General features: G+C 61.1%; 10 protein-coding genes. 5 read left to right on the forward strand and 5 right to left on the reverse strand.

Features of this window, described 5'->3' with window-relative positions; translation table 11 throughout:
* Nucleotides 1-142: 142 nt before the first annotated feature.
* On the reverse strand, nt 143-649 hold the full coding sequence (locus LIY36_RS25835; protein WP_226457636.1) for an AAA family ATPase: 507 nt from the start codon (nt 647-649) through the stop codon (nt 143-145).
* A 59-nt stretch (nt 650-708) separates the two neighbouring features.
* Nucleotides 709-1,737: a UV damage endonuclease UvsE gene (locus LIY36_RS25840; protein WP_226457637.1), complete on the reverse strand. Its 1,029-nt coding sequence runs from the start codon at nt 1,735-1,737 to the stop codon at nt 709-711.
* Nucleotides 1,738-1,888: 151 nt separating this feature from the next.
* Here LIY36_RS25840 and LIY36_RS25845 point away from each other — a divergent pair, with 151 nt between their 5' ends.
* Nucleotides 1,889-2,809, forward strand: a complete 921-nt coding sequence (locus LIY36_RS25845) for a bifunctional helix-turn-helix transcriptional regulator/GNAT family N-acetyltransferase (protein WP_226457638.1) — start codon at nt 1,889-1,891, stop codon at nt 2,807-2,809.
* A gap of 38 nt (nt 2,810-2,847) precedes the next feature.
* On the opposite strand, the gene LIY36_RS25850 is transcribed toward LIY36_RS25845, so the two are convergent.
* Nucleotides 2,848-4,251: an MFS transporter gene (locus tag LIY36_RS25850; RefSeq protein ID WP_226457639.1), complete on the reverse strand. Its 1,404-nt coding sequence runs from the start codon at nt 4,249-4,251 to the stop codon at nt 2,848-2,850.
* Nucleotides 4,252-4,534: 283 nt separating this feature from the next.
* On the opposite strand from LIY36_RS25850, the gene proP reads away from it, so the two are divergent.
* Both proP and LIY36_RS25860 read left to right on the forward strand, forming a co-directional pair.
* Nucleotides 4,535-6,037 carry a glycine betaine/L-proline transporter ProP gene (gene proP, locus LIY36_RS25855; protein WP_226457640.1) on the forward strand — a complete coding sequence of 501 codons (1,503 nt, stop codon included), beginning with the start codon at nt 4,535-4,537 and terminating at the stop codon, nt 6,035-6,037.
* Nucleotides 6,038-6,219: 182 nt separating this feature from the next.
* Entirely contained in the window at nt 6,220-8,772 is a 2,553-nt protein-coding gene (locus LIY36_RS25860; RefSeq protein WP_226457641.1) for a bifunctional diguanylate cyclase/phosphodiesterase, read from the forward strand.
* A 6-nt stretch (nt 8,773-8,778) separates the two neighbouring features.
* Here the strand turns inward: LIY36_RS25860 and LIY36_RS25865 are convergent, their stop codons facing one another.
* Entirely contained in the window at nt 8,779-9,600 is an 822-nt protein-coding gene (locus LIY36_RS25865; protein WP_226457642.1) for an AraC family transcriptional regulator, read from the reverse strand.
* Between the two features lie 85 nt (nt 9,601-9,685).
* Between LIY36_RS25865 and LIY36_RS25870 the strand changes: the two genes are divergently transcribed.
* Entirely contained in the window at nt 9,686-10,897 is a 1,212-nt protein-coding gene (locus LIY36_RS25870) for an MFS transporter (protein ID WP_226457643.1), read from the forward strand.
* 107 nt (nt 10,898-11,004) lie between these two features.
* Nucleotides 11,005-12,165, forward strand: coding sequence for a GGDEF domain-containing protein (locus LIY36_RS25875; protein ID WP_226457644.1), 1,161 nt, complete (start codon nt 11,005-11,007; stop codon nt 12,163-12,165).
* Here LIY36_RS25875 and iolG read toward each other — a convergent pair.
* On the reverse strand, nt 12,162-13,166 hold the full coding sequence (iolG, locus tag LIY36_RS25880; protein ID WP_226457645.1) for an inositol 2-dehydrogenase: 1,005 nt from the start codon (nt 13,164-13,166) through the stop codon (nt 12,162-12,164). The genes LIY36_RS25875 and iolG overlap by 4 nt on opposite strands.
* Nucleotides 13,167-13,199 lie beyond the last annotated feature (33 nt).

Raw genomic sequence — 13,199 nt, forward strand, 5'->3', positions numbered from 1 at the left:
CATTGCGAACCCACAGCGCGTGCCGGCTGTGATCGAAAAATGGGCTCGGTAGTACGCTGGAAGTCATCCCTTTACTCCTGAACGCGTGAGAGTCCAGAGAGTAAAGTTTTGTTATCCCAGATTAATGTCGGAAGATTCGACTTTAAGAGAAGGGTGCTTCCTGATCTCCTCTTGCGCGATGCACCTCAATCACCAACCCCTCCTCCTCACTCGGCACACTGAAGTGACGGGTGATCAGGTCGAACTCGGCATCGGTTGCCGCGAAGTCATGCTCGCCCCGCGCATTTCGGGCATGCAGCCGGGCGCGGCAAGTGGCGTCATCCAGCTCGAGATAATGCAGGCAGTGCGGCACCTGGGCCGTCTGCGCCAGGCCGAGCAGCCATTCGCGGTTGGCCAGGGTGTTGGCCGGAAAATCCAGCACCACGTTGACGCCCGATTGCAGCAGGTTGACCACCAGCGGCCCCAGCACACCACGAATACGTTGGGCGCTGCGCAGGTAATCCGCGATGGACAGGATTTCACCCGGGTACAGCTGCGCCAGCCAGTGATCTTCGCTGAGCACTAGTGCGGCATGCGCAGTGGCCAGGGTGTTGGCAAGGGTGGACTTGCCGGAGGCGATCTTACCGCATAGCAGATGCAGGGTTGGCATGGGGACGTTTCCTTGTGTCGGTTTACCCAGCATGCCCGGCATCAGTGATACCCCGCAACTCAGGCGGTATGCCGCTGCCAATGTTCGTAGAACGCCAGGGACGCAACGTTCTTGTCCTTGGCTTCGAGCATGATGTCGAAACGGTCGAGAAACTGCAGCGCGTAGTCGTTGGTCCAGCGGTTCCACATCTGCGCGCTGTGGCCGTACAGGTCGCGCTTGGACACCACCTGCATCAGCGCATCCATCTCCAGCTTGTGTTCGGCGTCGAAGCCCAGCTCCTGCAGGCTCTCCTGGGGCTGGGAGTAGTGCATGGTCGGGCGCACACCGCGCCAGCTGTCGATGACGCGAGCCACCCGTTCCGAGTGGGGATCGATGTACTCATTCTCGTTGATCCAGCAGTGATGAATGTCCAGCACCACCGGCGCCAGGTCGGCGACTTGCAGGCAGTGATCCAGCCCGTAGGTTTTCTCGTCGTTCTCGAAGGTGATGCAGTTGCGCGCCACTTGCGACAAGCGCGTCCAGACGGCGCGGGTGCCTTCCACCCCAAGGCGGCCGGCGATGTGCACGTTGCACTTGAGGTCCTGGAATTGTCGACCATAGCCCATCATGCGGATCATATCGGCGTGGTATTCAAATTCGGCCAGGCTGTTTTCCACCACGCCGGGATTCTCCGAGCCCAGCACGCAGTATTGGCCGGGATGGAAAGACAGGCGGATGTCCGACGCCCGTGCCAGCTCGCCGATGGCGGCAAACCCCTCGACCAGTTGCTGTTCGATGGCCGGGTCCTTGTACACGGCCGCCACCTTGGGGTGACTGTAGAACGGCAACAGGTCGCTGCTCAGACGCAGCATGCGCAAGGTCGGCGGCAGCCCGGCGACGTAAGTGAGCAGGCGCAATTGCGCGGCAAGGTTGTGGGTGACCACTTCGACCAGCTTGGCGCGGGCCTCCTGCGGTGTCACACCGTCCATCCAGCGCAAGGTGGTGGTGCGCGGGTTGAACGGGCCTTCGATCAGCTTCATGGCACTGGCCGAGAGCAACCGTTCAGGGTGCTTGTATTGGCATGCGAAGCCAATGCGGGGATGGGTCATGGGAATGCCTGGCGGAAATTGAGGGCGGGATGATACGGGGTTAGGCGCTGGTCTACGCAGGAGGTTCAGTGGATTTTGCACGAGCAAAGGCTTTGACATATTTGCTCAAGGCAACAATATAATTGCTAAAGGCAACCATCTGGACACCATCATGTCTATCTCCCCTCTGGTCGAACGCGCCGGCATCATCCGTGGCTTCAACCGTTTCTACACGCACCAGATTGGTGTGCTGCAGGAGCATCTGCTGCAAAGCGAGTTTTCACTCACCGAAATCCGCGTGATGTATGAGTTGTCGTCCCGAGGCGACCTGACCAGCGCCGACCTGTGCCAGATGCTCAGCCTGGATGCGGGTTACCTGAGCCGGCTGATCAGTGGGCTGGAAAAGAAAGGCCTGATCCAGAAAGTCCGCTCTGTCACCGATGCCCGCGCGGTGCAACTGCACCTCAGCGACCTAGGTCGCAGCGTGTTGACGCCGTTGGAACAACAGACCCAGGACGAAGTGATCGCCCTGCTCCAGGCCCTGCCTGAACGGCAACAGCAGCAACTGACAGGCGCGATGAAACGCATCCAGGCCCTGCTGCAAGGCACCGCGCCGAGCTACCTGCTGCGCGACCCGCAACCCGGCGACATGGGGCTGGTGGTGCAACAACAATCGGCACTGTACGCCCACGAGTACGGCTGGAATTGGGAGTTCGAGGCGCTGGTGGCGGAGATTGTCGCCAAGTACTTGAGGAACTTTGACCGCAGCTGCGAGCGCTGCTGGATCGCGGAAAAAGACGGCGAAGTGGTGGGTTCGGTGTTCGTGGTGCGCCATGACGACAACACCGCCAAACTGCGCATGCTCTATGTGGACGCCAGTGCGCGCGGCATGGGGATTGGCCAGCGCCTGGTGGATGAGTGCCTGCGTTTTGCCCGGCAGGCCGGCTACAAAAGCATGCTGCTGTGGACCGTGAACATCCTCACCGATGCCCGCAAGCTCTATCAGAAAGCCGGCTTCGAGTTGGTCGAGGAAGAACCCACCGAGAGTTTCGGCAAATCGTTGATCAGCGAAACCTGGACCCGTGAGCTGTAAAGCCTTCCCGCGCTGCCGCCAGCGCGGGAAGTCGTCACTTAAAGGTCGGTGATTTCCTTGTGGCGTGGTACCAGCGTCTTCATCACGCTCCAAGCCACCAGGTACGCCAGCGCACAGATCGCGAACATGATCATGTAGCCGGTGTGAATATCGTTGATCGACTTGTAGTAGTCGAACACCCAGCCGCCGACCTTGGTCATCACCACGCCGCCCAGGCCACCGGCCATGCCGCCGATACCGACCACCGACGCCACGGTTTTCTGCGGGAACATGTCGGACACGGTGGTGAAGATGTTGCAGGACCACGCCTGGTGCGCTGACGCCCCCACGCCGATCAGCAATACCGGCACCCAGAAGCTGATATAGCCCAACGGCTGTGCCAGCAACACCACCAACGGGAACAGCGCGATCACCAGCATGGCTTTCATGCGCCCGTCATACGGCGCGTCGCCGCGTGCCATAAAGTAGCTTGGGAACCAGCCGCCGCCGATGCTGCCGACCATGGTCATGCTGTAGAGCACGGCCAGCGGCATCACGATGTCGGCGCCTTTCATGCCGTATTGCGCCGACAGATAAGTCGGCAGCCAGAACAGGAAGAACCACCACACGCCGTCAGTCATGAACTTGCCAAAGGCAAACGCCCAGGTCTGACGGTAGGTGAGCAGTTTGAACCACGAGACTTTTTTCTCTACCGCACCCGCTGGCGCCGGGGTGAAGGGCTGCACGGTCTGGTCGCTGCGGATATACGCCAGTTCTGCGGCCGACAGGCGCTTTTGCTGCTCGGGTGGCTGGTAGAAGGCGATCCACACCGCTACCCACACAAAACCCAACGCACCGATCACGATAAAGGCCGCCTCCCAGCCCCACAGCCCCGCGATCAGCGGCACGCAGATTGGCGCCAGGATCGCGCCGACGTTGGCCCCGGAGTTGAAAATGCCAGTGGCAAATGAGCGCTCTTTCTTCGGGAAGTACTCGGCCGTGGCCTTGATCGCAATCGGGAAGTTACCCGCCTCGCCAACCGCCAGCACCGCGCGGGACAACATGAAACCGGCAATCGACACCGGGATCACCGCCAGGCCAATCGCGCCACTGACCGCAGCGATGCCCTCGCCCATCGGCACGGCAAACGCATGCATGATCGCGCCGGTAGACCAGATGCCAATCGCGACGATATAAGCGGCCTTGGTGCCGATCTTGTCGACAAAACGCCCGGCGAACAGCATTGAGATGGCATAGACAAACTGGAACACCGCCGCAATGTTCGCGTAGTCGGTGTTGCTCCAGCCAAATTGCGTAGACAGCTGTGGCGCCAGGAGGCTGAGCACCTGGCGGTCGAGGTAGTTGACGGTGGTGGCGAAGAACAGCATCGCGCAGATGGTCCAGCGATAGCTGCCTACCGCTTGGCCAACGCGCTGGGCGTTGATGGGCTCGTTCAAATTCATGGCATCACTTTTTTATTTTTGTTAGGTAGGACATACGTAACGTCATATGTCGTCGTACAACTGTGACTTTTATAGCGGGCGATCTAGGGGCTGTCAATCTGAAACACTACGCCAAACCAAAACAAGTCGTAGGACAACACCCCCTCGACCACGACAAAAACGCAGGCCTCAGCAAAAAAACGCAATTAGTGGTGAATTATTTCGTATCCGCCTGTATCTGACCTTTCAGAGCGGTGCCATCGCCACGATGGCACCTCCCCTGTTCAGATTTAGAGTGGTGCCCATGAAATCTCGCAAGAAAAGCGTCAACCCCATCGGGTTGAAAGACATCACCATTGTCGACGACACCAAGATGCGCAAGGCGATCACCGCCGCCGCACTGGGCAATGCCATGGAGTGGTTCGACTTTGGCGTCTACGGGTTTGTCGCCTATGTACTCGGCAAAGTGTTCTTCCCCGACGCGTCCCCCAGCGTGCAGATGATTGCCGCACTGGGCACCTTCTCCGTGCCGTTCCTGATCCGCCCCCTGGGTGGCCTGTTCTTTGGTGCACTGGGCGATAAATACGGGCGGCAAAAAGTCCTCGCCGCGACCATCGTGATCATGTCCCTGAGTACCTTTGCCATCGGCCTGATCCCCGGATACGCCTCGATTGGCATCTGGGCACCGATCCTGTTGCTGCTGTGCAAAATGGCCCAGGGCTTTTCCGTGGGCGGTGAGTACACCGGCGCCTCGATCTTCGTCGCCGAGTACGCGCCGGACCGCAAGCGCGGCTTCCTCGGCAGTTGGCTGGACTTCGGCTCCATCGCCGGTTTCGTGCTGGGTGCGGGCGTCGTGGTGTTGATTTCCAGCGTATTGGGCGAGGCCGATTTCGAATCATGGGGCTGGCGCCTGCCGTTCTTCCTTGCCCTGCCCCTGGGCATCATCGGCCTGTACCTGCGCCACGCCCTGGAAGAAACCCCGGCGTTCCAGCAGCACATGGACAAGCTCGAACAAGGCGACCGCGAAGGCTTGAGCCACGGCCCCAAGGTCTCCTTCAAGGAAGTCGCGACCAAGCACTGGCGCAGCTTGCTGACCTGCATCGGTATCGTCGCGGCAACCAACGTGACTTACTACATGCTGCTCACGTACATGCCGAGCTACCTGTCCCACAACCTGCACTACAAAGAAAACAGCGGTGTGCTGATCATCATCGCGATCATGGTCGGCATGCTGTTCGTGCAGCCATTCATTGGTTTTGTCAGCGACAAAATCGGCCGCAAGCCCTTCATCATTGCCGGCAGCATCGGCTTGTTGGTGCTGTCGATCCCGGCGTTCATGCTGATCACCAGCGGCAAGATCGGCCTGATCTTCGCCGGCTTGCTGATCCTCGCGGTGGTGCTTAACTTCTTCATCGGTGTGATGGCATCGACGCTGCCCGCGATGTTTCCCACCCACCTGCGCTACAGCGCGCTGGCCAGCGCCTTCAATGTCTCGGTGTTGATAGCCGGTCTTACCCCGACGGCCGTGGCCTGGCTGGTGGAAAGCACCAACGACCTGTACATGCCCGCCTACTACCTGATGGTGTTCGCGGTGGTCGGCCTGATCACCGGCCTGACCATGAAGGAAACCGCCAATAAACCCCTGCGCGGCGCGGCACCGGCGGCGTCGGACATGGAAGAGGCCAAGGAGTTGTTGCAGGAACATCACGACAATATCGAGCAGAAGATCGAAGACATCGACGCCGAGATTGCCGAGTTGGAAGCCAAACGCAAAAACTTGGTGCAGCAGCATCCGCGCATAAATTGAAGCAAGTCTGCGCCGCCAATAGCCTTGCCACGTTATCCGACGTGGCAAGGCTGGGCCGAGCAGAGGCCTGCTTTTATCCATCTGATGACTGAAGCGTGTTTACCCTTCCCCCCTCATTATTTCGCCAAGGGCGCCGATAGCCTGTCATCGAACTGACTTGCAGAAGTGTCCTGCGGGAAATAATGCCGAACTCCCATGCACCAATTGTCCGCACGCTGTCCAATCGCACCAGCCTATCACTGACTCGCACATCACTATTCAAGCTGATGGCCCTGTTGGCGGGTGTCTTTGCAGCGGTCGTCTATTCGTTGGTCTACCTCGCCTACGACATGGATCGCACCGAACAGGCTGAAAGCGCTTTTCACGCTCGCAAGGCCATGCAGTCCCTGGACAAATCCTTGCGTTTGACCGTCAAAGACTATGCGTTCTGGAGCGACGCGTACAAACACCTGCACGTTCAAGTGGACACCGACTGGGCCTACGTGCGCGAAAATGTCGGCCCGACACTGTTCCAGGATTTCGGCTTTCAAGGGCTTTTTGTCGTCAACGACGTGAATCGCACGGTATATGCAGTGGTCGAGGGCAAACTACAGCCGCTGGAGTTGAGCAGTTGGCTTGGCCAATCCATTGACCCCATTATTGAACAGGCGCGTGCCGGGGCCGCCTCCGAAACCCCGGTGACGAGCTTTATCAACGTGCGCGGCAGCCCTGCCCTGGTGGCGGCTGCCGCGATCACCCCCGGCACCGACCCCACGGTATTGCCGGACGGCAGGCGGCCCTCCGTGTTGATCTTCGTCGACATTCTGGACAGCGCCAAACTGGATGCTATCGGCAATGACTTTGGCGTCGCCAACCTCCACATCGCCAGCTCCGAAGAAATCGGCAAGTCCCTGCTACCCCTCGGCGACAACGGCGCCGCCGGCAGCCTGTACTGGGAGCCGGAGCGCCCCGGTCTGAAGTTGGTGGGCGTAGGCCTGCCCCTGCTGGGCCTGGCGGCACTGCTGGTGTGCGCGATGACCTGGATGATCCTGCGTCGATCCACTGCCAGCGCCCTGGCCCTTGACGCCAGCCACGCTTCATTGCAAAGCAGCCAGGCGGCCCTGGCCACCAGCGAAGCACGGTTTCGCGACGTGGTAGAGGCCAGTTCCGACTGGGTTTGGGAAATTGACGCCACCTGGCACTTCACCTACTTATCGGAACGTTTCGAAAGCGTCACCGGTCTCGCCAGACAGGCCTGGATGGGCGCAGCGATGAACGACCTGCTCGACACGGACGTCGGGCACTTGTCGCAATGGCTCGCCACACCCGGCAGACGCCCAGACCTGAGCGTGCAGTGCCGCTACGTCGATGCCCAAGGTCAGGCGCGTAGCACCCGGCTCTCGGCCCGGGAAATGCCTTGTGGCGGGTTTCGCGGCACGGCCACCGATGTCACCGATGAAGTCGAGGCGCGACGCAGAATCGAGTACCTGTCCCAGCACGACGCTCTCACCGGGCTGCCCAACCGTACACGTCTGCAAGCTTTCCTCAACAGCAAGCTCCAGGCCGCGTCGCCTCTGGCGCAGCCGTTGGTCATGCTCACCCTGGACCTTGATCGCTTCAAGCCAGTCAACGACCTGCTCGGCCATGCCGCTGGCGACCGCGTGCTCAATGTCGTGTCCAACCGTCTCGTCGACTGCGTGCGCCATGGCGACCTGGTAGCTCGAGTGGGCGGCGACGAATTTGTGCTGATCCTCACTGATACAGGCACTCAGGATGACGTCGAAAAACTCTGCCAACGCCTGATTGCGTCCATCGAGGGCGCCATCGGGATCGATGAGCAGGAGGTGTTCATCAGCGCCAGCATCGGCATCGCCCTGGCACCCAACGATGCCAGCGACGCGGCCGAACTGCTGCGCTATGCCGACATCGCGCTGTACGAAGCCAAATCCGCCGGCCGCAATACCTGGCGCTTCTATTCCGCGGACATGAATGCACGGATCATTGAGCGGCGCCGCCTGGAAAGCGACTTACGGTTCGCGATCAAGCATGGAGAATTACGCCTGCACTTCCAGCCCCGCTACCGTATCGCTGACGGCGAGATGGTGGGGGCCGAAGCGCTGGTGCGCTGGCAACACCCGGTGCGCGGCCTGATTGCACCGGACACCTTCATCCCGATTGCCGAAGAGTCGGGGCTGATCCTGTCGCTCAGCGACTGGGTAATGGAGACGGCGTGCGCCTGTGCCGCCCAGTGGCCGGCCCCCCTGTTCGTGTCGGTCAACCTTTCTCCCTCTGAGTTCAAGCGCGGGAACATGGTGGCGCGTGTCAGTCAAGCGCTGGGCACTTCCGGTATCGACCCGTCACGGCTGGAACTGGAAATTACTGAGGGCGTCATGCTTGAAGACGCCGAAGGCGCCCTGGCGATCATGCACACCCTCAAAGCACTGGGAATACGCATCGCTATGGATGACTTTGGCACAGGCTATTCCTCCCTGAGTTACTTGCGCGCATTTCCATTCGATGGGCTCAAGATCGACCGCAGCTTCTTGAGCCGGCTCGAAGACAGCGACGATGACAAAGCCATCATCCAGGCCATTGTCGGCCTGGGCCGTGCCCTGTCCCTGACCGTGACCGCCGAAGGCATAGAAACCGCTGAACACCTGGACTTGCTCAAGGCCGTGGCATGCGACGAAGGCCAGGGTTACTTCCTCAGTCGGCCCCTGGACCGGGACACCTTCAATCAGTTGCTGGTCCGCTGACCAGCCTTACCTGAAAAACTGACTCGGCGTCTTGCCAAACTGTTTCTTGAACATGCTGGTAAAGGCGCTGGGGCTTTCATAGCCCAGTTCCAGGGCCACGTCGATAATCTTCTCCCCCACCGCAATGCGCTCCAGCGCCAGCAGCAAGCGCGCTTGCTGGCGCCATTGGCCGAACGTCATCGCGGTTTCCTTGCGGAACAGGCGCTGGATGGTTTTCTGGTCCAGGTCCAGGCGCTCGCTCCAGTCCGCCACGGTGGAGGCGTCGCCCGGATCGTCCTGCCATGCCTGGCAGATCTGCTGGATACGCGGGTCGGCCGGTTGCGGCAGCGAGAGCGGCAAGGCCGGCAGCAGCGCAAGCTCGTCAAGGATCAGGTGCATGATCCGCGCGTCGCGCGAATCCTCGGCATACGGCGGCTTCAAGCTCACCGAGGCCTTGATCAGTTCGCTCAACAACGGCGACACACTCACCGCCTTGGTCTCGGTGGGCAGGTTCGGGAACGCGTTGGGGCGCACAAACACGCTGCGCATTTTCAACGGGCCCACGCAACGCAGTGAATGCACATGCCCGCAGGGCATCCAGAAGCCGCGATTGGACGGCACCGTCCACTGATTTTGCGCCGAGTGCACCACCATCACGCCTTCGATGGCATAGAGCAGTTGGTGCTTCTCGTGGCTGTGGTCAGGGATCACCCAGTTTTCGGGATAATCGGTGGCCGAACTGATCACCGCCCAGTCGCCTTCGTCGATCTCCTGCAGAAATTTATCCAGTGATTTGATCATTTCGCCCTTTTTGCGATGATTACTGCCCGAATTTCGCGAGACAGGCATTTTTTGCAAATCTAGCATGAACGCCGAATCATTTTGAAATAAGTGGCGGGCTCAAGTACTCGCCACCCCTGTATGGAATGCCTGCATGTCGACCCTGACCGCGTCACCCACTGCTGCCCCCACTACGTCCCAAACCAGCCCCTTGGTCATGCGCATCCTTGGCGCCTGCGCCCTGGCGCATTTGATCAATGACCTGATCCAGGCCGTGCTGCCGTCGATCTACCCGATGCTCAAGGCCAACTACGGCCTGAGCTTTGCCCAGGTCGGCCTGATCACCCTGACCTTCCAACTGACCGCTTCGCTGCTGCAACCGTGGATCGGCTATCACACCGACCGCCACCCCAAGCCGTGGCTGCTGCCGGCGGGCATGGTGTGCACCTTGGTCGGCATCCTGATGCTGGCGTTTGTCGGCACGTTCCCGGCGATCCTGCTCGCCGCCGGCCTGGTCGGCGTGGGCTCCTCGACCTTCCATCCAGAGACCTCGCGCGTCGCCCGCCTGGCTTCCGGCGGGCGCTACGGCCTGGCGCAATCGACCTTCCAGGTCGGCGGCAACACCGGCAGCGCCCTTGGCCCATTGCTCGCGGCGGCGATCATCATTCCCTACGGCCAGGGCCACATCGCCTGGTTCGGTCTGTTTGCAGTGTTCGCGATCCTGGTGCTGTACGGCCTGAGCCGCTGGTATCGCCACCACCTCAATCTGTTCAAGCTCAAGCAGGGCGGTAAAGCCACCCATGGCTTGTCCAAGGGCCGTGTGAGCTTTGCCCTGGTGGTGCTGGCTGTGCTGGTGTTTTCCAAGTACTTCTACATGTCCAGCCTTACCAGCTACTTCACCTTCTACCTGATCGAGAAGTTCCAGCTGTCGGTCGCCAGTTCGCAGATGTACCTGTTCCTGTTTCTGGGGGCCGTTGCTGTCGGTACGTTTGCCGGCGGGCCGATTGGCGACAAGATCGGCCGCAAGAAAGTCATCTGGTTCTCGATCCTCGGCGCCGCGCCGTTCACGCTCGCCCTGCCCTACGTCGACCTGTTCTGGACCGCGGTGCTCAGCGTGGTGATCGGCTTTATCCTCGCGTCGGCCTTCTCGGCCATCGTGGTGTTCGCCCAGGAACTGGTGCCGGGCAACGTAGGCATGATCGCCGGGATCTTCTTCGGCCTGATGTTCGGTTTCAGTGGGATTGGCGCAGCGCTGCTCGGTCTGCTCGCGGATAACCACGGCATCGAGTATGTCTACAAGCTGTGTTCGTTCCTGCCGCTGGTGGGCATCCTGACGATCTTGCTGCCCTCGACCAAAGGCGTCTGATCGGCCGCGCGTCGCCTGGCCGTATGCCAGTACGAAGTGTTTTCTGAAAACCTGCGTGTGCGCTTACAATCCCGGTTTAAACGCACACCAGGCAGACTCGGCAAGACATGACGCTCGACCCTCCTACAATTCTGGCCCTCACCGTGGCCCTCGCCGCCGCTGCCGCCCTGTACCTGGCGATTGAATGGCGCAGCGTGCGCGAACCTTCGCTGCTGTTCTGGAGCGCCGGTTTCGCCACCATCACCGTCGGCTCCACCCTGGCCCTGCTGCGCACCAACGGCTTGCTGATGATCGGCATCTGGTTCGCCAATGGCTTGCTGGTCATCGCGCATTTTCTGTTCCTGCTTGGCGTCGCGCGCTTCACCCAGGTGCGGCTGTCGCGACGCTGGCTACTGATGCCGCTCATCTGGCTGGGGATGCTGATGTTGCCGAGCGACCTGCCGTGGTCCAAAGCCATGCTGGCGGTGCAATCCTTGCTGGTGGCAGCGCCGACCCTGCGGGCGAGCTTCATGCTGCGGCCCCATGGCAAATCCTTGAGCATCGGCGCGGTGCAACTGCGTTATGTGCTGCTGTTCCACGGCTCGTTCTACGTGGCCAAGGCGTTGTCGGTGCTGATCCCGGGCACCTTGATCGACCTGGCCTCGTTCAAGGGCGAGATCATCCAGATTTCCCTGGTGGAGGGCGCGATGGCAATCATGCTGATCGCCCTGTCGATGACCGGCTCCGAACGCTACCGCCGCGAACAACAGATCGCCCGCCTCGCCGCCCGCGACCCGCTCACCGCCCTGTACAACCGCCGCGCCCTGGATTTGCGCGCGCCGCGCCTGTTGGCGCAGATCTCCTCGGCCCGTCCTGGCGCACTGCTGCTGATCGACATCGACAACTTCAAGCCGGTCAATGACCTGTATGGCCATATCGCCGGCGACCGCCTGCTGATCGCCCTCAGCGAGATGATCCGCACGGTGATCCCCCGTGGCGCACTGGCCGCGCGCCTGGGCGGTGATGAGTTTGTGATCCTGCTGCACCCGGCCTCGACCGAACAGATCGTCAACCTCGGCAGCCGCCTGCGCGGGGATTTTTTTCAGTTCACTTCGCAAACCTTTGCGACCCCAACTCCAGTGACCCTGAGCATCGGCGCCAACCTGTTCGACCAACCGCCCGCGAGCCTCACGGAGTTGATCGAACAGGGTGACACCGCGCTCTATGAAACCAAGCGCGGTGGACGTGACAGCATTCGGTTGGTGGATCGCACCGGCGCCCGCAGCTAGAGGTCGTAGCTGACCGCAACGCTGCGCCCAGTCCGCACCGACTCCAGCGCACAATCCGCCAGGTGCAACGCATACAAGCCGTCGCGCATGTTGGTGGGCAGCGGCAGGTCGTCGTTCAGTGCATCGATGAACTGGGTCAGCTCATTGCGATAGGCGTCGGCATACCGTTCCAGGAAGAAATGCTGCAACGGCTCCAGCGCTTCGGTGTGCGCGGCGCTCCAGTGGCGCAGGGTGCTGGGGCGATGGTTGTCGGTGAGCAGCACGCCGCTGGCGCCGGACACTTCGACCCGCTGGTCATAGCCGTATACCGCCTGGCGGCAGCAGTTGATATGGCATTGCTTGCCCGAGGCGGTACGCAGCAACACCATCACGCTGTCGTAGTCGTCGATCTCGGCAAGGCTGAGGTCCACCAGGCGGCTGGCGATGGCGCTGACTTGCACCGGTTCTTCGCCGAGCAGATGGCGGGCGGTGTCGAAGTCGTGGATGGTCATGTCGCGCAGGATGCCGCCGGAATGGACCAGGTAATCACGCGGGGCCAGGCCGGGGTCGCGACTGGTGATGATGACCTGGCGCACCGCACCGATCTGGCCGGCATCGAGGGCCTGACGCAGGCGCAGCATGTCGGGGTCGAAGCGCCGGTTGAAACCAAGCATCACCTTGCCGCCCTGGCGTTCCACCGCTTGGGCCGCCGTGCGTGCCTTGCCGATGTCCAGATCGATGGGTTTTTCGCACAACACCGCCTTGCCTGCGGCGACTGCCGCCAATAGCAGGTCGATGTGGGTGTCGGTGGGCGTGCCGATCACCACCGCGTCGATGTCTTCACGACGCAGTACAGCCGCGCAATCGTAGGCGGCTTCGCAACCCAGTTGCGTGCTCAGCGCGTCGACGCCTTCGCGCCAGGGGTCGGCCACCAGCACCAGCGTGGCATTGGGGTGGGCGGCGACGTTGGCGGCGTGGATCTTGGCGATACGCCCGGCACCGAGGACGGCAATTCGTAGCATGGTGAAAACTCCTGGTTTTGTTGTTGGGGGAGA

It is taken from the genome of Pseudomonas sp. AF03-9, from assembly GCF_020515815.1.
Classification (GTDB): Bacteria; Pseudomonadota; Gammaproteobacteria; order Pseudomonadales; family Pseudomonadaceae; genus Aquipseudomonas.

What these genes read in the sequence shown, in the direction of transcription:
- LIY36_RS25835 (WP_226457636.1), bottom strand. Translation starts at nt 649, where the DNA reads ATGCCAACCCTGCATCTGCTATGCGGTAAGATCGCCTCCGGCAAGTCC.
- LIY36_RS25840 (WP_226457637.1), bottom strand. Translation starts at nt 1,737, where the DNA reads ATGACCCATCCCCGCATTGGCTTCGCATGCCAATACAAGCACCCTGAA.
- LIY36_RS25845 (WP_226457638.1), top strand. Translation starts at nt 1,889, where the DNA reads ATGTCTATCTCCCCTCTGGTCGAACGCGCCGGCATCATCCGTGGCTTC.
- LIY36_RS25850 (WP_226457639.1), bottom strand. Translation starts at nt 4,251, where the DNA reads ATGAATTTGAACGAGCCCATCAACGCCCAGCGCGTTGGCCAAGCGGTA.
- proP (WP_226457640.1), top strand. Translation starts at nt 4,535, where the DNA reads ATGAAATCTCGCAAGAAAAGCGTCAACCCCATCGGGTTGAAAGACATC.
- LIY36_RS25860 (WP_226457641.1), top strand. Translation starts at nt 6,220, where the DNA reads ATGCCGAACTCCCATGCACCAATTGTCCGCACGCTGTCCAATCGCACC.
- LIY36_RS25865 (WP_226457642.1), bottom strand. Translation starts at nt 9,600, where the DNA reads ATGCCTGTCTCGCGAAATTCGGGCAGTAATCATCGCAAAAAGGGCGAA.
- LIY36_RS25870 (WP_226457643.1), top strand. Translation starts at nt 9,686, where the DNA reads ATGTCGACCCTGACCGCGTCACCCACTGCTGCCCCCACTACGTCCCAA.
- LIY36_RS25875 (WP_226457644.1), top strand. Translation starts at nt 11,005, where the DNA reads ATGACGCTCGACCCTCCTACAATTCTGGCCCTCACCGTGGCCCTCGCC.
- iolG (WP_226457645.1), bottom strand. Translation starts at nt 13,166, where the DNA reads ATGCTACGAATTGCCGTCCTCGGTGCCGGGCGTATCGCCAAGATCCAC.